The organism is Hydrosulfovibrio ferrireducens (assembly GCF_046883345.1).
Taxonomy (GTDB): domain Bacteria; phylum Desulfobacterota; class Desulfobulbia; order Desulfobulbales; family Desulfurivibrionaceae; genus Thiovibrio; species Thiovibrio ferrireducens.
In genome coordinates this window covers 80186-102173 of sequence record NZ_JALKCW010000018.1, presented here as the reverse complement: position 1 = coordinate 102173, position 21988 = coordinate 80186, and the positions used below count along the sequence as shown (strand labels likewise).

Sequence of the window (21988 nt, the reverse complement as noted above, 5' to 3'; positions counted from 1 at the left end):
CTTGCTGACGTTGTTTAATTCCGAAGCGAGTTCTAGCAAACTGAGCTTCCTTCGTGCTACTTTGTGTTTGGTGGTCATGATGCTCTCCTGTCTTGAGGTTGATGAAGCTTCGCAACTCCATCTTTACCCCAACCAAGGGAGACATGACCACCTCTTCATAAAAGAGGCTGACTGTCAGGTTATAACCATCTCAATACACCTCGTTGTCTTGTGTTGCAAATAGTTTTGGGGGCCTTTGGGGGGGCTTTTTGCGATTTCAGTGATAGATTATCCTATTATTACAATAAGACCTCCGCACCATACACGACAAGGGTTTCCCCTGAAAACCCTTTTTTTTGCCCACCGCTGTTCTTTGCCAAAATGTGGTATAAGAAAGGAGAGAAAATCCAGCGCTACTCAAGAACCTTCCCCTGGCCCCGCCACACCACCTGGCCAGGAAATCCGAGGAGGAAAACCGCGCATGCTTGACCAAGTTTTTCCGGCGCTGATCCAAAACGCCGCCCTGCTGCTGGCCATGGCCTTTATCTATGACGTGACCACCACGCGCTACAGGTTAAAACAGCCGGGTTTGCCGATGCAACTTTCCATCGGCATAGCCCTCGGACTCCTCGGCATTATCATCATGCTCTCCCCCTGGCGCTATGTGCCCGGGATTGTCTTTGACACCCGCTCGGTGCTGCTCGGCATCTCGGGCCTCTTTTTCGGGGTGGCCCCAACCGCCATGGCCATGGCAATGACCGCAGCCTTTCGCCTCTTCCAAGGCGGCGCCGCGGCCTGGACAGGGGTGGCGGTCATCCTGAGCACCGGCGCCATCGGCCTCGTCTGGCAACAGCACCGCCGCCGGCCGCTGAAAGATCTTACCTGGAAGGAACTGTACCTCTTCGGATTCCTCGTCCATCTTGACATGCTGGCAATGATGCTCACCCTGCCGTGGAACACGGCCCGGCAGGTGCTTGCCCAAATCAGCCTGCCGGTGCTGACAATCTATCCTCTTGCCACGGCCTTGCTGGGACTCCTCATGGTCAACCGGCTGCGGCGGGAGGATTTCATCACGCGACTGCAAGCAGGGGAAGAACAGCTTCGCCTGGCGCTCACGGCAGCCAACCAGGGACTCTACGACCTCAATGTCCAGACCGGCGAGGCCACGGTCAGTCCGGAATACGCCACCATGCTCCAATACGATCCGGATGAATTTCATGAGACCAACGCCAAGTGGATCGAGCGGCTGCACCCCGCTGACCGGGAATCCGTAGCCGCGGCGTATCGCGATTACATCGCGGGCAAAACTCCGGAGTACCGTGTGGAGTTCCGGCAACAAACCAAAGCGGGGGAGTGGAAATGGATCCTCTCCCGCGGCAAGGTGGTGGAATGCGACTCCGCCGGCCGCCCCCTGCGCATGCTCGGCACCCACACCGATATCACCGCGCGCAAGCAGGCCGAAGAGGCGCTTGAGGAAAGCGAAAAACGCTTCCGTTCCCTGTTTGAGGATGTTCCCAATATCGCGGTGCAAGGCTATGACCGGCAACGCCGCGTTGTTTTCTGGAACACGGCAAGCGAGAGGCTGTATGGTTTTTCGCGGGAGGAAGCGCTGGGGCAGCACCTTGAAGAGCTCATCATTCCGCCGGAGATGCGGGACGGGGTCATTGAGGCGATCAACTCCTGGCTGAATCAAGGAATCGCGATTCCGGCCGGAGAATTGGTGCTGCAAAAAAAGGGGGGGCAACCCGTCAACGTTTTCTCAAGCCATGTCATGCAACTCAACATCCACGGTGAAGCCGAGATGTACTGCGTTGATATTGACCTCACCGAACGCAAACGGAGCGAAGCGGAAAGGGATAAACTGCAGGCCCAACTGCTCCAATCCCAAAAGATGGAGCTGGTGGGCAGACTGGCCGGCGGGGTGGCCCATGACTTCAACAACATGCTGCAGACGATAATCGGGTACAGCGATCTCGCCCTCGCCCAGATTGAGGCGGCAAGCCCCGTGCATGATGGGCTTCTGGAAATCCGCAAGGCAGCCATGCGTTCCGCCGATCTCACCCGTCAGCTCCTCGCCTTTGCCCGCAAGCAGGCGGTGAGCCCTAAAATCCTCGACCTGAACGACACCGTTGCCGGCATGCTGAAAATGCTCCAGCGGCTCATCGGCGAGGATATCGATCTTGCCTGGGTGCCTGGCCACTCCCTGTGGCCCGTGAAAATTGACCCTTCCCAGCTCGATCAGATCCTGGCCAACTTGGCGGTCAACGCCCGTGACGCCATTGCCGACACCGGCAAAATCACCATCGAAACGGAAAATATCTCCCTGAATGCCGCCTATTGCGCCGACCACCCGGAAACCATTCCCGGCGAATATGTCCAGTTGGTGGTGAGCGACAACGGCTGCGGCATGGACAAGGAAACCCTGGCCCAGATCTTCGAGCCTTTTTTCACCACCAAGACGCAAGGCAAGGGCACCGGTCTGGGGCTTGCCACCGTCTATGGCATCGTCCGGCAGAACAACGGCTTTGTCAATGTGTACAGCGAGCCCGGCCAGGGCACCACCTTCCGCATCTATCTGCCCAGCTTCGCCAACGAAATGGTTTCAGCGGAGATTCGCCGGGAAGAAGAAGCCCGCGGGGGCACGGAAACGGTGCTGGTGGTGGAAGACGATGCCGCGATTCTGAATCTCGGCACGACGATTCTCCAACGCCTGGGATACACGGTGCTTGCCGCCAACACGCCCATGGCGGCCCTTGAGCTGGCCACAGAATATGCCGGGGAAATAGACCTGCTCATCACCGACGTGGTGATGCCCGAAATGAATGGCCGCGAGCTGGTGCAGCGGCTCTCCGCCCTCCGCCCGGCAATGCACTGTCTCTACATGTCGGGTTATACGGCAAACGTCATCGCCCATCACGGCGTCTTGGACCCGGGCATCCATTTTATCCAGAAGCCTTTTTCCATCGACGACCTGGCCCGCTCGGTTCGAGAAACCCTGCGAGACGAGAAAAAAAATCCGTAACCCGTGCGGCGGCATTAAATTGTTAATTCCCCTTTCTTTCCGGCGGGAGAACGTGATAAACTTTTCTGGCTCGCTTGCAACCCTGCCGATGAAAAAGGTATTTTCCGTTACAATCAGCCTCGGGACAAAGACATGACACAGGAACCCGCACAAAAGATTTTCGTGAAAGAGGATAACAGCGCGAAAATACACTGCGAGTCATGCGGGCTGATAAAAACGGTGTATCTGCAGAATCTTGCCTCCCTGACGTCCGTGGTTCGGATTCGCTGCGCCTGCGCCGCTGTTTTTCCGGTGCGGTTCGAGTACCGGAAATTTTATCGCAAGGCCACCAATCTTGAAGGAACCTACCAGATGCTTTTCGATGAGAGGGATATCCCCGAATTTTCCCAGGCCAAAAAAACCATAAACTGCCGGATTGAAAACATCTCCATGCATGGCGCCGGAGTCACGGTTCTTGGCCGGCACAGGATCGTAACGCAGGCCCGGCTCATCCTGGGCTTTACCTTGGATAACCCCAAAAGAACCTGGATAGAAAAAACCGGCGTGGTGCAACTGGTCGAAGGGCCTTACCTTGGGCTGCGTTTTGACGAACCCGCCAGCACCGACAGAGAACTGGGCTTTTACCTGATGCCATAGCCTGCTCTCCTGGGTCGAAACCGCGGCACGGCCTCCCTTGTGTGTCCCCGGCGCCTTCAACCCTTGCTCCCCATCGCCATGACCATTGCCAGGACTTTTCTTTGTGCCGACCCATGACCTGCTCATAACCAATGCCACGCTTCTGGCGAATCCGGCCCACGGCCGGGTGCAGGAGGCGGCCTACCTTGCCGTGCGGGACGGGGCCATTGCCGCAATCGGCGCCATGGCCGACCTGCCCGTGCCAGTGCCAGCCCTGGCGGAGCGGATCATTGATGCCGCAGGCAACCTGGTCATGCCGGGGCTGATCAACTGCCACTGCCATGGCGCCATGACCCTCTTCCGGGGGCTGGCGGATGACCTGCCGCTCATGACCTGGCTCACGGAGCACATCTTCCCCAGCGAGGCGCGGCTGGTCGATGCGGAGATGGTCTATTGGTGCAGCAAGCTTGCCGCCGCCGAGATGATCCTGGGTGGCACCACCACGGTGGCGGACGCCTATTTCCATGAGGATGCGGCGGCGCGGGCCTTTTGCGAGGCGGGAATGCGGGCGGTGGCTGCCCAGGGGATCATCGATTTTCCCGCCCCGGGCGTGCCGGACCCGAAAAAAAACATCACGCAGGCAGCAAATTTTCTCTCGGCCTGGCAGGGGAAAAACTCCCTGCTCACCCCGGCCCTGTTTTGCCATTCCCCTTACACCTGCGGCGCGGATACCCTGCAACGGGCCAAGGAATTGGCCCGCGAGGCAGGCAGCCTTTTTTTCATCCATCTTGCCGAAACCAGAGGGGAGGTGGCGCAGAGCACGAAACAGCACGGCCGCACCCCGACGGGGTTGCTCCACTCCCTCGGGTTGCTGGATGAACAGACAATCTGCGTGCACTCTGTCTGGCTGGAAAAGGAGGACATCGAACTGCTGCGGGAGAGAGGGGCCAAGGTGGTCACCTGCCCGGAGAGCAACATGAAGCTCGCTTCCGGCATCGCCCCCCTGGCCGAACTGATGGAAGCCGGGGTTCCGGTGGGCTTGGGCACGGACGGCTGCGCCAGCAATAACGATCTGGATCTTTTTCAGGAGATGGGATGTTGCGCCAGGCTGCACAAGGTTGCCGCCCTTGAGCCGACCCGGATGCCTGCCGCCGGAGTGCTGGGCATGGCCACCGGCGGGGGCGCCGGGGTGCTGGGCATGGCCGGGCAGACCGGCCGCCTGGCCATCGGGATGCGGGCGGACTGCATCATCATCGACCACAACCAGCCCCGCCTCACCCCCTTTCATAACTCGGCAACCCTGGTTTATGCCGGAAGGGGCAGCGATGTCTCCACCGTAATCATTGACGGCAGGGTGATCATGGAGGAGAGACGGCTTCTTTCCTTTGATCTGGAAGAGGCTCTGGGCGAGGTCCGGCGGTTGGCCAGACGGGTGAAGAGCAGGGGAGTGAAAGGGTGAGCGGCGTGAAGCAAAATCAGGAACAGACTCGGAGCTTGAACCAGAGTAATCGGTCACAGGGTGCCGCAGATGCGCGTGTCAATTGTCGGCAGAAGTGTCCGACAAAGAGGCCTGAGAAGTGTGCTATTGCACACGAACAGGCCGATGACAAAGCAGATGCGGTGCCCTGTGACCGATTACGGGTTCAGGCCGCCTTCCAGCCGTAGGTGCCGACCAGCTTGACAAAGCGAACGCTTTCCACCTCGGTGGTTGTCACCACGCCCCCTTCTTTTCTGACGACCATGAGGGTTTGCCCCTCCAGATCGCCCACCGGCAAAACCATGACCCCAGGGTCGGCCAACTGATCCACCAGCGGCTGCGGAATCAGCGGCCCGGCAGCGGTGACGATGATCGCCGCAAAGGGGGCATTTTCCGGCCAGCCTTCGGTGCCGTCCGCGATCTTGCTCATGATGTTGTAGAGCTGGAGCCGGTCGAAGGTGCGCCGGGCGCGGGCCAGCAGGGGCTTGATCCGTTCGACCGTATACACCCGCTCGCAGAGCGCGGCGAGAATGGCGGACTGATAGCCGCAGCCGGTGCCGATCTCAAGCACCTTCTCCTGCCCGGTGAGCTGGAGCAACTGGGTCATGAGGGCCACCACGTAGGGCTGGGAAATGGTCTGCCCATGGCCGATGGGCAGGGGAAAATCCCCATAGGCTTGGGCATGCAGGGCATCGGAGACAAAAAGATGGCGGGGAACCACCTCCATGGCATGGAGCACCGCCGGATCATCGATGCCCCTGGGGAGCAATTGCTCCTCGACCATGCGGGTCCGGAATTTTTCGTACTTGTTACTCCGCACGCGGTCCACTAACGTCAATGCCGCTTTCCTTGAGCTCCTCTTCGTTGTAGGCGCGATAGAGGCAGGTGGAAACCGTGTCCCCGGCAAAGGTTATGGTCACCACATCATAATTTTCCGAACCGAGCTTGGCCCCGATGTAAGGAGTTTTTCTCAGAAGGCTTTGCTTCACCTCGCGGTAGACCCAGACCTCGCCTTGCTCTCCTTTCTGTTTGTAATCGGGGGCGCCAAGGGTGGCAAGCACCTCCTTCTGGGTCAGGTTGGGCGTAATCAGGCAGATATCCGATGAAAGATGGCGCACTGGCTCCCGGTAAAAACAGCCTGAACCGAGAAACCCCAGCAGACAGAGGCACACGACAAAACGCACGGGGAAACCATATCTCATTTTTCTCTCCTCCGAGAAAAGGGTTGGCGCAAACGCACGGGCGGGAAAAAAGTAGCGCGCTTGGCTCTATTTTGCAAGAAACCGTCCGCCGGGTTTTACCCGGCTGGCCACACTGCAATTGCTTTTTTGCAACGGATACGGGAGAATGTCTTGACCATCCGTGAAGATATATAATAAAGTTGTAGCGTTATCCATACTTTTTTTCTTGACGGGCCAGCAGTTTAAACGCCGGCCCCACTGTAAGAAGGGAGATCCACCATGCGTTGCCCGAAATGCGGCTATATCTCGTTTGACCGGCAAAGATCCTGCGGCAAGTGCAGCAATGACTTAACCGCCGTGGCGGAACAGCTCCAAGGCACGGCGGGCAAGGCTGCGGCCCCGTTTTTTCTTGGCGCGGTCCTGGGGCAGCAAACACCCGTCTACAATGAGCAAAGCTCCGCTCTCCACGAGGATGAGGAAGAAGAAACTCTTGCCTTGGACGAGCTGGAGGCGGAAGCTCCGGTCGCGGACGAAGAAGAGCTCGATTTCGCAGGAGCCCCCCTGGACGAGGACGACCTGCAAGACCAGCCCCTGCCATCCCTCGGTCTCGAAGATATCGATGTTTCAGACCTTGTGCCGCCCCGGGAAGAGGAAGAAGAACCGGTGCTCTCCCTTGAAGACGACCACACGGAAGCAAGCCTGGCCCAAGAGGCAGAGGATTCCCTCATGGGGATGGATCTTCCCAGCCTTGAGCCCGAAGACCTTTTCGGGGTTGGCGAACACGAAAACCTCCCCAGCGATCGCGGCAACGAAGCAGAGCCCTCGTCCGCCACGGAAGACGAGGAGATTATCGACCTCTCCTCCCTGATGGGTTTTGAGGAAACGCCGGCGAACCAGGCTGCGGCCAAGGAAGACCGCGATGTTCTGGATCTTTCCTTTGGCGATGCGCCTGAAGAGCTGCATTTAAGCCTGGACGATGGCGAGCATCCACCGGCTCCGGCCGAGGCGCCCAAAAAAACGGCAAGCACGCTGGCCGACATCCCGGATCTTGGCCTGACCCTGGAAAACGATGATCAATAAGGCAAACGAGACGCCCACACCGGGCGAACCCGCCCCCACGCCACAATACGCAGGATTCCTGGCCCGCGGCATGGCCATGGGCATCGATATCCTCCTGATCCACCTTCTCTATTTCTGTTGCCTGTGCGCGGTGGTTGCGGCCCTGTGGGCGCATTCCCCTCACTGGCTGGCCCTGATTCCCTCCCTCCTCATGTGCCTGCTCCTGTTCCTCCTTTCTTTTCCCCTGTTCGTGGCGGTATATTTTTTGGCGCTCCATGGTTGGCAGGGGCAGACCCTGGGCAAGATGTTTTTGGGCCTCCGGGTGGTGCGGGACGACGGCGGAGAGGTGACTCCGGGCCTGGCCTTTCTCCGCTTTATCGGCTTTTGCCTCTCGATCCTTCCCTGTGGGCTCGGGCTTTTCTGGAGCCTTGTCGACCAGGAAAAATGCGCCTGGCACGACCATCTGGCCGCCACCCGGGTGGTTATGAAATAAGCCTGCCCGTGAAATTAGGTTGACAAGCAGGACAGATTTCAATATATGATAGCTACTTTTTTGCCGGGATAGCTCAGTCGGTAGAGCATCGGACTGAAAATCCGAGTGTCCCTGGTTCGAATCCTGGTCCCGGCACCAGCAAATCAAAGGCCTGCAAGGATTTTTCCTTGCAGGCCTTTTTCTTTGCGGACCGTCCGTGGGAGAGCAATCGTTGCTTTTCGGCAAACAATACTCCCGCACCTTTGATAGCGGCGCGGTGCGCAAGGCAGTGGAAGTTTTTTCTCTAGCGCGGGAGGGGTGCGGCGGGTATGCTGCCTGCGCATAACGTACAGGCGGACCATCTCCTATGAAGCCACAGCACACAACCACCCTTTCCCAAATCTTCAGCCTGCCGGTCATTGTCGCCGCCCTGGGCTATTTCGTCGATATCTACGACCTGGTGCTCTTCAGCATCGTCAGGGTGCCGAGTCTCAAGGCTCTGGGGTTTTCCGGCCAAGCGCTGATCGACAACGGCGTCTTTCTTTTGAACATGCAGATGGCCGGGATGCTGGCGGGCGGGATTCTCTGGGGTATTCTCGGGGATCGCAAGGGAAGGCTCACGATCATGTTCGCCTCGATCTGTATCTATTCGCTTGCCAACCTGGCCAACGGGTTCGCCACCTCGCTGCCGGCCTACGCCGCGCTGAGGTTCATTGCCGGCATCGGCCTGGCCGGGGAACTGGGCGCGGGCATCACCCTGGTCTCCGAGATCCTGCACAAAAGCATCCGGGGATACGGCACCATGCTGGTCGCCTCGGTGGGCGTCTCCGGGGCCATTCTCGCCAATCTGGTGGCCTCCACCTTTGACTGGCGCACCGCCTTTGTCATCGGCGGCATCCTTGGTCTGTTGCTGCTCATCACCCGAATCAGGGTGGCCGAGTCGGGCATGTTCCGGGCCATGGGGGGAAAGGTTGGAATGAGCCGGGGGAATTTCCTGGCCCTGTTCACCGATTGGCAACGCTTTCGCCGCTACCTCAATTCGATTATGATCGGCATTCCCATCTGGTTCGTGGTCGGGGTGCTGATCACCTTTTCCCCGGAATTTGCCCTCTCTCTCAGTATCACCGGGGTGGTTTCGGCCGGGAATGCGGTAATGTTTTGTTACCTGGGCTTGATCTTCGGCGATTTCTCCAGCGGCTTTTTGAGCCAGCTTCTGCAAAGCAGGAAAAAGGCCATCACCTTCTTCATGCTCATGACCGTGGCGGGAATCGGTCTGTATTTCCTGCAGACCGGCCAAAGCCCCGCCTTCTTCTACGGGGTCTGCACCCTGCTTGGCTTTGCCGGCGGCTACTGGGCGATTTTCGTCACTGTGGCGGCGGAACAGTTCGGCACCAACCTGCGGGCCACGGTGGCCACCACGGTGCCCAACTTCGTCCGCGGCATGGTGGTGCCCATCACCATGCTGTTTCAGTTGGGCCGCAGCTACCTCAGCCTGGAGTCCAGCGCCTTGCTGGTCGGCGCAGCATGCCTGGTGGCAGCCTTCCTGGCCCTGGCCGGACTGGAAGAGACCTTCCACAAGGATCTGGACTATTTCGAGGAGTTTCTCTAGCCGGAGGCGGCAAGCGCTCAACCCAGCCCAAATTTTTTCATCTGATACCGCAGGGTGTCGTAGGAAATGTCCAACAGCTTGGCGGCCTTGGTCTGGTTGGCATTGGTCCGTTCCAAGGCCTGCCGGATAAGATCCTTTTCCAGCTCCCCCAGGGAAAGCCCCTCTTCCGGCAGGATGATCCGCGCGGAACCGGACGGCCCGCTGTCCGCCCATCCCCCCAGCTTGGGGAGAAGTTGCTCCCGGGTGATGGTTTCCATCTCCTCGAGCACCACGCAACGCTCGATAATGTTGCGCAACTCCCGCACATTTCCGGGCCAGCCATAGGCCAGCAGGGCCTTTTCCGCGTCGCCGGAAAATTCCTTGATGCCCTTCTTGAGATATTTGTTGGCAAAATAGCGGAGAAAATGGCGGGCAAGCAACAGGATGTCCTCACCCCGTTCCCGCAGGGGCGGCAGCTCCATGGCAAAGGCGCTCAGCCGGAAAAACAGATCCTTGCGGAAGCCCCCTTGTTCCGCCGCAGCCTTGAGGTCCTTATTGGTGGTCACGATCACCGTGGCCTGCACGGGCAGATCCACACTGCCCCCCAACCGCCGCACCGTTCTTTCTTCCATAACCCGCAAGAGTTTTGCCTGGAGATCGAGACGCATATCCCCGATTTCATCCAGCAGCAGGGTGCCGTCCGCCGCCAGTTCGAAGATCCCCTTCTTTTCGGTGCGGGCGTCGGTGAAAGCGCCTTTTGCATGGCCGAACAATTCGCTTTCAATAAGGTTTTCCGGCAGGGCCGTGCAGTTGACGGCAAAAAACGGACCCTGGCCATTGCCTTCGGCCTTCTGCCGCCGGCAATGGAGATAGCGGGCCAAAACCTCCTTGCCGCTGCCGGACTCCCCGGTGACGAGGATGGTCTCCGCCCTGGCCTGAACCAATTTCTCCGCCGTCTTGAGAATCTCCTTCATCTGAGGAGATTCTCCGACCAAGCCGTGTTCAAAATAGGGACAAATTCTTTCCCGGTGATAGTCGATTTCCGCTTTGCGCCGGATATTTTCGATGATGTTGCCGGTGATGATTTTTATCTCGTCGAGATTGAACGGCTTGGTGAAATATTCAACCGCCCCGAGCTTCATGGCCCGGATGGCTGATTCCGCCGAATCATCGGCGGTCAGCATGACCACCTCGGCGCCAACCTCTTCCTTTTTCAGCGCGGCAAGGATGTCGAAGCCGTTTATTTCCTCGGCCAGATCGACATCGAGAAAAACGATGTCCGGCTGCCAGGCAAGGATATTGGCGACAACATCCTGCGGGGTGGTTTGAAAATGCACCTCATAGCCCTCGCTTTTCAAGGCCCTGGCAAGCATGCTGACGATGAGTTCGTCATCGTCCACGGCAAAAATTCTTCCCCTGATTTTCATGGACTTTCATCCTCGATTGTTTGTTCTACCGGCAGGGTGATGGTAACGGTCGTCCCCTGGCCCACAACGCTGACAATTTCAATCTCGCCGTGGTGTTGCTCCACAAGCCGCCGGGTTATCGCCAACCCCAGCCCGCTCCCCTTGGGCTTGGTGGTGTAAAACGGCTGAAAGACCTTGCCGCATGCCTCTTCACTCATGCCCTTTCCCGTATCGCCGATCACCACCTCCACGGTCCCGCCCCGACCCGGTTTGGTGCTCACGGTGATGGTGCCCCCCGCGGGGGTCGCCTCCATGGCATTGAGCAGTAAATTCAGAATCACCTGCTGCATCTGGCCGGGGTCCGCGAGGATCATGGGCAGACCCGGGTCAAGGTTGCGGGCCAATTGCAACCCCTTGCGGCTGGTCGCCGCATATTCCGGGGAGTTGAGCAGCAGAGCCGTATTCCGCAAGGCGTTTTCAAGCTGCTGGTTAAGGTCGATCCGGGAAAAAACCGGCCTGGGCGCCCTGGCGTAGTTGAGGAGATTTTTCAGCAAGGATTCGATTCTCTGCACCTCGCCGATAGTCCGGGTAAAAATCGCCTTGTCTTCCGGGGAAAGCGGTAGCTCGTCCAGCAAAACTTCCATGGAGACCTTGATCCCGGCCAGGGGATTTTTGATCTCATGGGCCAGGCCGGCCGCCATCTGGCCGACCATGGCCAGTTGCCGCGAGCGCTGCAACGCCGCCTCGGTCTGGTTCCGTGCGGTCACATCCCGGTCAAAGGCCAAGATATATTTGCGCCCTTCGATTTCCAGCAGCCCGGCCCGGACCTCCACCGGAAAAACCGTGCCGTCCTTCTTTCGGTGCTCCACCAAACCCTCTAGCCGCCCGCCCGCCAAGATGTCTCGAATCCGCGCCGGAGCTTGCGCCGCGCTCGCAAGCGTGTCGATATCCTGCATGGACAGGGCGCAAAGCTCGTCAACCGTGTAGCCGTGCATGGTTGCCGCGGATTGATTGGCCGCGATGATTCTCCCTGCCGCCTCTCCCTCTCCCTCCAAGATGAAGATGGCGTCATCCGCCGACTCAAAGAGAATCCTGTAGCGGTTCTGTTCGGCAATGACCGCCTCGCACTGCTTTTTCAACGAAACAGCCATCTCATTGAAGGCGGTGGCCAGCGTGTTGAATTCATCGGGAAGCTGCGCATCGATGGTGTGGGTCAATTCCCCGGCCTTGATTTTCTCCGTTGCCCCGATGAGCACGGATAAGGACGTGGAAAAGCGTTTGACAAAAAGGAAGGTGAAAACAAGAAAAATCAAAGGCGCGACAGTCACCAACCCCAGCAGGATATTTTTCATTCTGGCAACTTCCTGCCGGGCGTTGGCAATCTTCGGGGAAATTTTGTCGGCGGAAATGAGCACCAGCCGGTCAATTTCCTCAAGAAGCCGAGCCCCCGATGCAGAGGCGTTCTCTTCTTCCCTGTTCCGCCGGGCATGGTTTGCGCTGAACGTATACATCCGGCTCGCTTTTTTCAGATACACACCAATGCCTTGCCGCAAATGGGTCAACCGGTGCATCGTCGGTTCGGCATGGTGACACTCGGAGCAACTTTCTCCGGCAAGATGCAACGCCTCGCCATGCTCGACAAAATCGCCGATGTTGGTGCGGTGCTGGGTGGTGGTGAGATACAGGTCTGACTGAATGATCTTGACCTTGTTGAACAGGTTGTCGCGGAGAAATTCCATTTGATGGAGGGCGAGGATCTTCTCAAGATTGTCGATGACCCGGGCATTGGTCACGGCAATGTATACCCCGCCAACGCCAAAGAAAAAAACAAGCAGTATGAAGCCGAGGATCGCTTTTATGCGCATAGGGTCAAGGCCGCGACACCGGAGGTTGGCGCTGCAGGGACAGCAAAGACACAGGGCGGCTGGGGTCAATCATTGACATAATCATAGGTTGCCAGGTCCAGGCCAATGTGCCCGGCATACTCAATAACAGGTCCGTAATCCTGCACCACGGTTGCAATAAAGCGGCGGGCGCCGAATTGGGCCAGGGCCCGGCGGCCCTCCTCGTTTTGGTCCATGGAAAGCAGGCTGTTCGTAATGATGGTTTTCAGGGCGGAGTCTAGATCGTGCCGCACCGCCAGGGTATTTGCCGGAACCTTCGGGGAGATGGCGAGAATCTCCAGCTCGGCCGTGATTCTGGGATTTTCCTTGGCCAGCCGGTAAAAAACGAGATCCTTGGCCGCTCCGAGATCCGCCTTGCCGTCCAGAACATCTTGGATGGCATCCTCATGGGTGCCGCTAAAATAGCTCTCCTTGAACCAAGACCGGTAATCCGAAATACCGTGCGTTCGGAAAAAATACAGCGGCAGAAGCCAGCCGGCCGTGGTTGCTCTATCCACAAAAACGAAAACCTTGCCCTTCATGTCCCGTGCCGTTTTTATCCTGCGGTCTTTTCTGGCAAATACCATGCCGTAATAGGTGGATACCCCGCCTTCGTATTCAGGCCGGGCCAGGGGTTCCACCCCCAACTTCTTGATGGCCAACGCCCCGGTAAAGCTGCCGAAAAAAGCGCCGTCCAACCCCTCGCTCTGGAAATTATCCAGGATATTGCCGTAGCGGGAAAGGATTTTGAGCTCAACAACGGCGCCGGTTTTTTGGGAGAGATAGCGGGCAATGGGCTCATAACGTTTTTTCTGGACAAAGATGTCCATCTCGGGAATGAGGCCGATGACTATCTTTGTGGCCACGGGATGGGGGGATGGTTTGGGGGCAGGGGCTTCGCGCGGCTCATCACTGCATCCCGCGAGCAAGAGCAGGAAAAAGCAAGGCAACAGAATCCGGATTGCGTCTCGGGCAAAAAACAACCGCATAATAGCCTCCTGCCGCTGCCTTTGCAGGCAAAGCACACGCAGTTCATTTCAAGCATCGAAATGGCTTTCTCTTGCACCGCACAGGATAATTCGCACCAGACATCGGAAGAAGAACCCTATAGCTAAAAAGACTACCAGTCGCCCCGCATCTCTGCAAGACACAATTCGCACTGCCAGCGAGGGCTCACTCCTGCATTACCGCAGTCCGCTTTCGCTCCTGAAAAACCAATTTGGTGATATGACCAAACCTTCCTGGTCATATCACCAAAACACCCCGCGCAGCCACAACGCCTCCGCCGGACACTTGCCCCCTATCTCTTTGTTTTTTCGCACATGCAATTTTATTTGCACCCATGGCACACTCTTCGCATAAACTGGAACAAACTCCAGAGAAGGTGCCTGTTATACGGCCTTTTTCGAGCCAAGAAAAAATTAATTAAGGAGAGGAGGAAGGATATGCGGAAACGGAACAGACTTTTGCCAAAAGTCGTTGTCTCGGCCTGGTCATTGGCCTTGATAACAATGGGAGGAGGCCTTATCGGCCACTTTCTCGCACCAAATGCAGCCCAGGCCGCAGAGCTTGGGGCCGCTTGTGTCGACTGCCATGAAAAACCGGTGGCAAGCTTCAAGGCATCATATCATGCCAGGATCTGGCAGGGAAAAAATGATTGCCAATCCTGCCATGGAGCAACGGACAAACATGTGAATGATCCATCCAAAGAAACCATACTTTCCTTCGACAAAAGCGGCGGTCGCACAGCAGCAGACCTCTCCAAGCAGTGTTTGAACTGCCACGCTTCGTCCTCCCCACATCTGGCCTTATGGGAGATGGGAGCACACAAACGCAATGATGTGACCTGCGTCTCTTGCCACGATATCCACACTGGCAAAGCGGCGGTCGCCCAACCAAATATCTGCTATACCTGCCACAAAGATGTCAAAATGGCGGCGGGCAAGCAATCGCACCATCCTATTAACGAAGGAAAAATAAAGTGTTCCGATTGCCATAACACCCATGGCACCCAGAGCCATGGCATGATCAAGGAAGACAACGTCAATCAGCTTTGCTACAAATGCCATGCTGACAAACGCGGCCCCTTCATGTGGGAGCATCCGCCGGTTGAGGAAAATTGCGCTACCTGTCATGACCCACACGGCAGTCGCCATGGGAAATTATTGACCGAAAAGATCCCCAACCTCTGTCAGGATTGTCACGACTGGTCGCGCCACCCCGGCACACCGTATGATAACACCAATGGTATTGCAGGAACTTCTCCCAGCAGCCGGATGTTCGCACGGTCTTGCTTGAACTGCCATAACCAGATCCACGGCAGTACAGCACCCGCCAATCCGAGTTCAGGTTATAATTCCGGCCAAAAATTTGTCCGCTAAGGAGGGGAAAGCCATGCGAAAAATATATCCAGTTTTTGCGGTAGCCGTGCTTATGCTGCCTCTCAATGCCAAGGCGGCAGATGATGTTCAAGCCACCGGCGCAGTTGAGGTTGAAATGCGGGCGGTGGATAATCAAAACAACAGCGCCAAGTACCAGGAATACCGGGACCGCGATGACGGCCTCGATGCCAGTTTCTACCTCAACACCGACAACAAAAATTATTATCTCGACCTGGAGGGGCAAAATCTCGGGCTTGATGACCAGTCCTATAACATCAAAGGTGGGGATCGGAAAAATTTCAAATACCGCCTGCACTATAACGAAACGCCCCATAATCTTTCCTTTGGGGCCAAGAGTATTTACAGCCAGCCCGGCAGCAACAATCTGACATACAGCGCCACCGACCGGGCCAAAAATACCGATGCCGCTTATACCCCGGCGATCAGTACCGATCCCAACACTTGGTCAACCTTTGATTACACGGTAAACCGCAAGGATTACGGCGCCGAACTCGGCATCAACATGGGGACGCCCTATTATCTCAACTTCGGGGTGAATCAGCTGGAAACCAAAGGAATACAACCCTTGGGACAGCCCAGCGGCGTTTATGTTGATAAAACTGGTAGCCAGTTCTCGGCTTTCGGCAACGTCATTGAGATGCCCGCGCCGGTGGACTACAAGACCAACGACGCCTTTGCAACGCTGGGTTACAAGTCCAAAGATATAAAGGCCTCCCTCAATGGCTCGCTGAGCAGCTTTGAAAACGAAAACCATTATTTAACCTGGCGTAACCCTTATGTCTCCACGGAAAATTTCACCGAAGTAAGCAGCCTGGCCCCGGATAATGATTATTGGAAACTGGCTTTTGACGGGTCCATGAACTTACCGATGAACTCACTCTTGGCCGTCAGGGCGAGCCACGCCACACTGCAAAGTGATTTCGCCATCCCGAACACCATTGCCTCGGCAACCAGCGGCGCTGCCGGTGTTTCACCGACCTACACCAATACTGTATTGGGCGTGAATCAGACCAACTTTGACGGCGATGTGACTTATACGAAACTCGGGATTGACTTAAGCGGCAGTCCAATCCGGGATCTATTCGGCAAGATATACTACAACTACTTGGAAAAGCAGAATGACTCGACCCAGGTAACCTTCACCAATGGAACCGACAGCGTTTCCAACCATATCTTCGATTACGACAAGAACAACTTTGGCCTGGACATCGACTACAAGCTGCCCATGAAGAACATGGCCAGCTTGGGGTATGAGTATCTCAATATTGATCGCAAACGCGATGACGCAGAGAGTACCAGCGACAATAAGTTCTATGTGCAGCTTAAAAACAGCACCTTGGACAATATCAGTGCCAAAATCCGTTACGAACGATTGGAACGGAGCTCAGATTTTGGCGAAGGCGCAGCCGGCACTGGGGTCGCCGACCCAGAATATGTGTTGCGTTTTCTTCGGCGCTTTGACGCGACGGACAGCAGCCGTGACACCTTCAAGCTGGGTCTTGAGTTTTATCCAATGGAGCACTTGGATTTTGGCGTTGAATATGCGTATAAACGCACGGAGTACGACGAAACCATCCTGGGACGCACCGAGGATAAAGCCCATTCCCTCTATTTTGATACAGCCTGGACGGTTCCCGGCAAAATCAGCCTGAATGGCTTTGTCGGCTATGAAAAAACCGATAACGATTCCAGCCACCGGAATTTCACCACCAACGCTGATCCCGCCACGGCAGCATCCGCCTTGAACTATAACTGGGCAGAAACGCTAAGTGGCGATTATTGGGTATATGGCCTAAGCGCTCTGGTGCCTGTCATCCCCGATACGGTGGATTTCGTCGCCTCATTCGAATATCAAGATTCCGATGGACAAGCAACCTTTACCCGACAGATTACTCCGGCACTCAGTGATGTCGACGAATCAGACGATTACACCCGGAAGCTTGTTCAGGCAAAGGCCATTTACAAGTATGCCAAAAATATGGACATAACCCTTGGCTATGTCTATGAAAAATACGAGTACAGCGATGCCCAGTACAATGGCTACACCTATACAGTGGCAAGCCCGCCGAACACCTTCCTTTCCGGTGCGTACGCGGATGCCAGCTATGAGGCAAATGTTGGTTACTTAACAATCAAGTACGGATTCTAACCCAAACCAACCAAAACTATTGGTCGCAAAAAAATGGGGATGCCCGAGTGGGCATCCCCATTTTTTCTTGCTCTACTATTTTCACATCATTTCAAATAGTTGTCATATAACGGTGAGAAACATAACACGCAAGCCGCCATAATTACTGACCAATCTGAAGGGCCCGTTAACGCCTCGCCACAACATTCCCACTGCACATTTATCTTATCCCATCGCCCCCAATTTCCCCCTTGCCGCCACAAGTAACTGCGTGCGAATGCGCCGGATTTTTCCCTTGACAGCAACCGGGCTTGGGGGTAAAAGTGCCTGTTCTGAAAAAGACTGTTCATTCGGCCCTCGAAACGCGAAACGGGCCGTTTTTTTTAATGCCGGTTTCCCAAGGTATGGTGCCTTGACCGGCGCCAGGCGTAACCGCGCAACTGCATAAATGGAGTGGAAGACTTACCATGAAAGACCTTTCGAAAGTCCGCAATATTGGAATCAGCGCCCATATCGACTCAGGCAAAACCACCCTGACCGAGCGCATCCTTTTTTATACCCAGCGTATTCATGCCATCCATGAAGTGCGCGGCAAGGACGGCGTCGGCGCCAAGATGGACTCCATGGAGCTGGAGCGGGAACGGGGCATCACCATCTGTTCCGCCGCCACCTACTGCGACTGGAAGGACCATTCCATCAACATCATCGACACCCCCGGCCATGTGGATTTCACCATCGAGGTTGAACGGGCCCTGCGCGTACTCGACGGCGCGGTGCTGATCCTCTGCTCCGTGGGCGGCGTCCAGTCGCAGTCCATCACGGTTAACCGGCAGATGACCCGCTACCGGGTTCCCCGCGTCGCCTTCATCAACAAATGCGACCGCACCGGCGCCAACCCGGACAAGGTCATCAAGCAGCTTCGCGAGAAGCTGGGCCTCAACGCGGTGCCCATTCAGGTGCCCATGGGCCTTGAGGGCGACATGCAGGGACTCATCGATCTGGTCAAGATGAAGGCCGTGTATTTCGACGGCGAAAACGGCGACAAGATCCGGGTGGAAGAGATTCCCGCCCAGTACAAGGATGAATGCGACGCCAAGCGCGAAGAGCTGCTGGACGCGGTTTCCATGTTCTCCGACGAATTGATGGAGGCCGTGCTCGAAGGCACCCCCACCGAGGAGATGATCATGGCTGCCATTCGCAAGGGCACGCTCTCCCTGGAATTCAGCCCGGTCATGATGGGCTCCGCCTACAAGAACAAAGGCGTGCAGCTTCTGCTCGACGCGGTCAACGACTACCTGCCGTGCCCCACCGATGTTGACAACTTCGCCCTGGATCTGGATCACGACGAGGCCGAGGTCAAGGTCTCCAACCTGCCGACCGACCCCCTGCTGGCCCTGGCCTTCAAACTTGAGGACGGCCGGTACGGACAGCTCACCTACGTGCGCACCTACCAGGGCACCCTGAAAAAAGGCGACTCCATCGTCAATGTCCGCACCGGCAAGAAGGCCAAGGTCGGCCGTCTGGTCCGGATGCATTCCGACGAGATGGAGGAGATCGAGGAGTCCGGCTCCGGCGACATCGTGGCCCTGTTCGGCATCGACTGCGCCTCCGGCGACACCTTCACCCGCGGCGACTACAACTTCTCCATGAGCTCCATGCATGTGCCGGAGCCGGTTATCTCCCTCTCCATCACCCCGGTGGACAACAAGGCCCAGGACAACATGTCCAAGGCCCTGAACCGCTTCACCAAGGAAGACCCCACCTTCAAGACCTATGTGGACGCCGAGACCATGGAAACCATCATCTCCGGCATGGGCGAGCTGCATCTCGACGTCTACGTCGAGCGGATGAAGCGCGAATACAAGGCCGAGGTAACCGTGGGCGCGCCCCAGGTCGCCTACCGCGAGACCATCACCCAGCGGGCCGACTTCAACTACACCCACAAGAAGCAGACCGGCGGCTCCGGTCAGTTCGGCCGGGTGGCCGGCTACATCGAGCCCCTGGAAGAGGGCGAATACGAATTTGTCGACCAGATCGTCGGCGGCTCAGTGCCCCGGGAATACATCCCCTCCTGCGACAAGGGTTTCCAGAAATGCCTGGAAAAAGGCTCACTCGTGGGCGCCCATGTCACCGGCGTGCGCTGCGCCATCAACGACGGCGCCTCCCATGCCGTGGACTCCTCGGATATCGCCTTCCAGCTTGCTGCCATGGGCGGCTTCAAGGAGGCATACGCCAAGGCCAAGCCGGTGATCATGGAACCGATCATGAAGGTCGCGGTCGAGGGCCCCACCGAGTTCCAGGGCTCGATCATGGGCAGCCTGAACCAACGGCGCGGCATGATCATCGGCACCAACGAAGAAGACGCCTACACGGTCATCGAGGCCGAGGTGCCGCTTTCCGAGATGTTCGGCTACTCAACCGATCTTCGCTCCTTGACCCAGGGCAAGGCGGAGTTTACCATGGAATTTGCCACCTACCGTCCGGTGCCCAAGAGCGTTGCCGAAGAGTTGATCGCCAAGGCCCAGAAAAAAGACAAAAAATAGTAACTGCCCAGCAGCACCGCATCTGCTTTGTCATCGGTCGGTTCGCATACTGGAGTATAGCGAATCGACCTCTTTCGCGCATCTGCACCACTGCTGAACAGTTACTTTCTGGATTTTGTTCAATGTCGGCGTCAAGCTGAATAATTACAAAAAATAGGATACCGCCATGCTGAAACAAGAGCTGATTGAAAAGAATCCCATCCGCCACCTGAAGGGTGAAAGCGACGCCAAGGAATCCAGCAGGATGGGGTTGGTCATGGCGCGGGCCGGCGTGGGCAAAACCGCGCTGCTGGTGCAGATCGCCCTGGACTCCCTGTTGAACGACAAGCAGGTGGTCCACGTCAGCGTTGGCCAGAGCTTGGACAAGACCAAGCTCTGGTACGACGACATGTTCAAGGATATCGCCGAGTTCTGCAAGCTTGAGAACGCTGGGGAAATCCATGATTCGATCATGCATAACCGCATGATCATCACCTTCAACGAGTCCAAGTTCAGCCGGGCCAAATTGGAAGAGCGGCTGCACGACCTGATGCAGCAGAACGTCATCAAGCCGAGCTGCATGGTGGTTGACGGCTTTGATTTTGCCAAAACCGACCGCGCGGTGCTGGAAGGAATGCGGGATATGGCCTCGGCCATGAACCTGCAGATCTGGTTTTCCGCCGTGTGCGACGAGGAGGCCGATTGCCAGTGCGCAACCGGGATTCCTTCCCCCTGCAAAGGGCTGGAAGATCTTTTCAATACCATTGTCCTGCTTCAGCCGGTATCGCAAAGCGACTGCATCGACCTGAAGATCCTCAAGGGATCGGCAGCGGTCAGCAAATGCGGCAAGCTCCTCAAGCTTGACACCAAAAGCTTCATGATCAGAGAAAACTGCAAATAAGCTTTTGCGGTAAAAAAAACGATGCAACACAAGGTGGACGGCGCAAGCTGTCCACCTTTTTTTATTGTTGAAATCGCAGGTCCGCGCAGACTTCGACAAACCGCGATTACAGCAGGGAACACCAGCGACCACCGACGGGTATTGCTTCGCACCCCTTTAATTTCGGAGTCGCCCAGGTTCGCTTCCCTGCTGTACGAACCAGCACCCTTTTTCGCTTTTGGCGAGTTCATCACTATTGACCTTTTGCCGGAGAAAAGGCTACTCTTGCCAGAAAAATAGCCTCTTTTTCAAGGACAGACGATTAGCCCATGAAATTCAGACCGTGCATCGACCTCCACCATGGCAGGGTAAAACAGATTGTCGGCTCCACGCTCTCCGACGGCGAGCAGGGGAGCCTGACCACCAACTTCGCCTCGGATCTGCCCGCCTCCCACTATGCCGCCATGTACAAGCACGACGGGCTGTTCGGCGGCCATGTGATCATGCTGGGGCAAGGCAACGAAACGGCCGCGGCCGAGGCCCTGCAAGCCTTTCCCCAAGGATTGCAGGTGGGCGGCGGAATCACGGCGGACAACGCCGCGTATTGGCTGGATCAGGGGGCCAGCGCGGTGATTGTCACCTCGGCGGTGTTCAAGGACGGGGTGGTGCATGAGGACCGCCTTGCCGAACTGGTCCGGAGGGTGGGCAAGGACCGGCTGGTCCTTGACCTGAGCTGCCGGAAAAAAGGGGATGCCTACTATATCGTTACCGACCGCTGGCAGAAGTTCACCCGGGTAACGGTTTCCGAACAATCCCTTGCGTATTTCGCCAGCCACTGCGCTGAATTCCTGATCCACGCCGTTGACGTGGAGGGCAAATGCGGAGGCATCGAAGAAGAACTCACCGCGCTGCTCGGCCGCTTCAGCCCCATCCCCACCACCTATGCCGGCGGGGTGAAGAATCTTGCCGATCTCTACCGGGTCAAGGAGCTGGGGCTGAATCGCCTGGACGCCACCATCGGCAGCGCTCTGGACATCTTCGGCGGCACCGGCATTACCTATGCCGAGGCCGTGGCCTTTAACCGACGGGAAGAATACCAAGCATGACCCAGGACACCGCCTCCCCGCACCCGACCGCCGACGCCGGCGGGGAAACCGAACTCCTCACCCTCCAGGTGGACCGCGACCTTTTCCGCGCCTTTCAACGCTGCACCTGGATCATTGTCCATGAAACCGACAGATCCAGGCTGGAGATCATGAACGAGATGGTCCGCGATTTTCTGATAAAGCACGGCTGTTGAGCAACCCCTCCTTGACCACAGGGTCAGCCTCAGCTACTATGGGCTAGGCCGTTATAACAAAAAATATTTCCATC

At 56.9% G+C, this 21988-nt stretch carries 17 protein-coding genes and 1 tRNA gene; 13 read left to right on the top strand and 5 right to left on the bottom strand.

The genetic code is table 11. From position 1 onward, the window contains the following. The first annotated feature begins 460 nt into the window (after positions 1–460). The 3 genes from MWR57_RS08975 (at position 461) to MWR57_RS08965 (ending at position 5075) form a co-directional block, all read left to right on the top strand. On the top strand, positions 461–3001 hold the full coding sequence (locus MWR57_RS08975) for a PAS domain-containing protein (protein WP_423124472.1): 2541 nt from the start codon (positions 461–463) through the stop codon (positions 2999–3001). Positions 3002–3133: 132 nt separating this feature from the next. Continuing rightward, on the top strand, positions 3134–3637 hold the full coding sequence (locus tag MWR57_RS08970) for a hypothetical protein (RefSeq protein ID WP_423124471.1): 504 nt from the start codon (positions 3134–3136) through the stop codon (positions 3635–3637). 103 nt (positions 3638–3740) lie between these two features. Next, positions 3741–5075: an amidohydrolase gene (locus MWR57_RS08965; protein WP_423124470.1), complete on the top strand. Its 1335-nt coding sequence runs from the start codon at positions 3741–3743 to the stop codon at positions 5073–5075. 184 nt (positions 5076–5259) lie between these two features. On the opposite strand, the gene MWR57_RS08960 is transcribed toward MWR57_RS08965, so the two are convergent. After that, positions 5260–5877, bottom strand: coding sequence for a protein-L-isoaspartate(D-aspartate) O-methyltransferase (locus MWR57_RS08960; protein WP_479723963.1), 618 nt, complete (start codon positions 5875–5877; stop codon positions 5260–5262). A gap of 25 nt (positions 5878–5902) precedes the next feature. After that, positions 5903–6295 carry a hypothetical protein gene (locus MWR57_RS08955; protein WP_423124469.1) on the bottom strand — a complete coding sequence of 131 codons (393 nt, stop codon included), beginning with the start codon at positions 6293–6295 and terminating at the stop codon, positions 5903–5905. A 258-nt stretch (positions 6296–6553) separates the two neighbouring features. On the opposite strand from MWR57_RS08955, the gene MWR57_RS08950 reads away from it, so the two are divergent. The 4 genes from MWR57_RS08950 to MWR57_RS08935 all read left to right on the top strand — a co-directional run bounded on the left by MWR57_RS08950 (position 6554) and on the right by MWR57_RS08935 (position 9414). Beyond that, positions 6554–7354 (top strand): hypothetical protein, encoded by an 801-nt coding sequence (locus MWR57_RS08950; protein WP_423124468.1) that lies wholly within the window; start codon positions 6554–6556, stop codon positions 7352–7354. Further along, positions 7344–7826 (top strand): RDD family protein, encoded by a 483-nt coding sequence (locus MWR57_RS08945; RefSeq protein WP_423124467.1) that lies wholly within the window; start codon positions 7344–7346, stop codon positions 7824–7826. Before MWR57_RS08950 ends, MWR57_RS08945 begins: the two co-directional genes overlap by 11 nt. Before the next feature lie 62 nt (positions 7827–7888). Beyond that, positions 7889–7964 (top strand) — tRNA-Phe (locus MWR57_RS08940). A 208-nt stretch (positions 7965–8172) separates the two neighbouring features. Next, positions 8173–9414 (top strand): MFS transporter, encoded by a 1242-nt coding sequence (locus MWR57_RS08935; protein WP_423124466.1) that lies wholly within the window; start codon positions 8173–8175, stop codon positions 9412–9414. A 17-nt stretch (positions 9415–9431) separates the two neighbouring features. On the opposite strand, the gene MWR57_RS08930 is transcribed toward MWR57_RS08935, so the two are convergent. From MWR57_RS08930 to MWR57_RS08920, 3 genes are all read right to left on the bottom strand, one after another. Further along, positions 9432–10820 carry a sigma-54-dependent transcriptional regulator gene (locus MWR57_RS08930; protein ID WP_423124465.1) on the bottom strand — a complete coding sequence of 463 codons (1389 nt, stop codon included), beginning with the start codon at positions 10818–10820 and terminating at the stop codon, positions 9432–9434. After that, positions 10817–12664: an ATP-binding protein gene (locus tag MWR57_RS08925; protein ID WP_423124464.1), complete on the bottom strand. Its 1848-nt coding sequence runs from the start codon at positions 12662–12664 to the stop codon at positions 10817–10819. The genes MWR57_RS08930 and MWR57_RS08925 overlap by 4 nt, the downstream gene beginning before the upstream one ends. 65 nt (positions 12665–12729) lie before the next feature. Next, on the bottom strand, positions 12730–13671 hold the full coding sequence (locus tag MWR57_RS08920; protein ID WP_423124463.1) for a phosphate/phosphite/phosphonate ABC transporter substrate-binding protein: 942 nt from the start codon (positions 13669–13671) through the stop codon (positions 12730–12732). A 456-nt stretch (positions 13672–14127) separates the two neighbouring features. On the opposite strand from MWR57_RS08920, the gene MWR57_RS08915 reads away from it, so the two are divergent. The 6 genes from MWR57_RS08915 to MWR57_RS08890 all read left to right on the top strand — a co-directional run bounded on the left by MWR57_RS08915 (position 14128) and on the right by MWR57_RS08890 (position 21914). Further along, entirely contained in the window at positions 14128–15063 is a 936-nt protein-coding gene (locus MWR57_RS08915) for a DmsE family decaheme c-type cytochrome (protein WP_423124462.1), read from the top strand. A 13-nt stretch (positions 15064–15076) separates the two neighbouring features. Beyond that, positions 15077–17233, top strand: coding sequence for an MtrB/PioB family outer membrane beta-barrel protein (locus MWR57_RS08910; protein ID WP_423124461.1), 2157 nt, complete (start codon positions 15077–15079; stop codon positions 17231–17233). A gap of 446 nt (positions 17234–17679) precedes the next feature. Beyond that, positions 17680–19755 carry an elongation factor G gene (fusA, locus tag MWR57_RS08905; protein ID WP_423124460.1) on the top strand — a complete coding sequence of 692 codons (2076 nt, stop codon included), beginning with the start codon at positions 17680–17682 and terminating at the stop codon, positions 19753–19755. Between the two features lie 166 nt (positions 19756–19921). Continuing rightward, entirely contained in the window at positions 19922–20635 is a 714-nt protein-coding gene (locus MWR57_RS08900; protein ID WP_423124459.1) for a hypothetical protein, read from the top strand. Positions 20636–20943: 308 nt separating this feature from the next. Continuing rightward, positions 20944–21720: a phosphoribosylformimino-5-aminoimidazole carboxamide ribotide isomerase gene (hisA, locus tag MWR57_RS08895; protein ID WP_423124458.1), complete on the top strand. Its 777-nt coding sequence runs from the start codon at positions 20944–20946 to the stop codon at positions 21718–21720. Continuing rightward, positions 21717–21914: a hypothetical protein gene (locus MWR57_RS08890; RefSeq protein WP_423124457.1), complete on the top strand. Its 198-nt coding sequence runs from the start codon at positions 21717–21719 to the stop codon at positions 21912–21914. Before hisA ends, MWR57_RS08890 begins: the two co-directional genes overlap by 4 nt. Positions 21915–21988 lie beyond the last annotated feature (74 nt).

What these genes read in the sequence shown, in the direction of transcription:
- MWR57_RS08910 (WP_423124461.1), top strand. Translation starts at nt 15,077, where the DNA reads ATGCGAAAAATATATCCAGTTTTTGCGGTAGCCGTGCTTATGCTGCCT.
- MWR57_RS08920 (WP_423124463.1), bottom strand. Translation starts at nt 13,671, where the DNA reads ATGCGGTTGTTTTTTGCCCGAGACGCAATCCGGATTCTGTTGCCTTGC.
- MWR57_RS08930 (WP_423124465.1), bottom strand. Translation starts at nt 10,820, where the DNA reads ATGAAAATCAGGGGAAGAATTTTTGCCGTGGACGATGACGAACTCATC.
- MWR57_RS08975 (WP_423124472.1), top strand. Translation starts at nt 461, where the DNA reads ATGCTTGACCAAGTTTTTCCGGCGCTGATCCAAAACGCCGCCCTGCTG.
- MWR57_RS08960 (WP_479723963.1), bottom strand. Translation starts at nt 5,877, where the DNA reads ATGGTCGAGGAGCAATTGCTCCCCAGGGGCATCGATGATCCGGCGGTG.
- MWR57_RS08950 (WP_423124468.1), top strand. Translation starts at nt 6,554, where the DNA reads ATGCGTTGCCCGAAATGCGGCTATATCTCGTTTGACCGGCAAAGATCC.
- MWR57_RS08945 (WP_423124467.1), top strand. Translation starts at nt 7,344, where the DNA reads ATGATCAATAAGGCAAACGAGACGCCCACACCGGGCGAACCCGCCCCC.
- MWR57_RS08900 (WP_423124459.1), top strand. Translation starts at nt 19,922, where the DNA reads ATGCTGAAACAAGAGCTGATTGAAAAGAATCCCATCCGCCACCTGAAG.
- MWR57_RS08925 (WP_423124464.1), bottom strand. Translation starts at nt 12,664, where the DNA reads ATGCGCATAAAAGCGATCCTCGGCTTCATACTGCTTGTTTTTTTCTTT.
- MWR57_RS08955 (WP_423124469.1), bottom strand. Translation starts at nt 6,295, where the DNA reads ATGAGATATGGTTTCCCCGTGCGTTTTGTCGTGTGCCTCTGTCTGCTG.
- MWR57_RS08935 (WP_423124466.1), top strand. Translation starts at nt 8,173, where the DNA reads ATGAAGCCACAGCACACAACCACCCTTTCCCAAATCTTCAGCCTGCCG.
- hisA (WP_423124458.1), top strand. Translation starts at nt 20,944, where the DNA reads ATGAAATTCAGACCGTGCATCGACCTCCACCATGGCAGGGTAAAACAG.
- MWR57_RS08915 (WP_423124462.1), top strand. Translation starts at nt 14,128, where the DNA reads ATGCGGAAACGGAACAGACTTTTGCCAAAAGTCGTTGTCTCGGCCTGG.
- fusA (WP_423124460.1), top strand. Translation starts at nt 17,680, where the DNA reads ATGAAAGACCTTTCGAAAGTCCGCAATATTGGAATCAGCGCCCATATC.
- MWR57_RS08970 (WP_423124471.1), top strand. Translation starts at nt 3,134, where the DNA reads ATGACACAGGAACCCGCACAAAAGATTTTCGTGAAAGAGGATAACAGC.
- MWR57_RS08890 (WP_423124457.1), top strand. Translation starts at nt 21,717, where the DNA reads ATGACCCAGGACACCGCCTCCCCGCACCCGACCGCCGACGCCGGCGGG.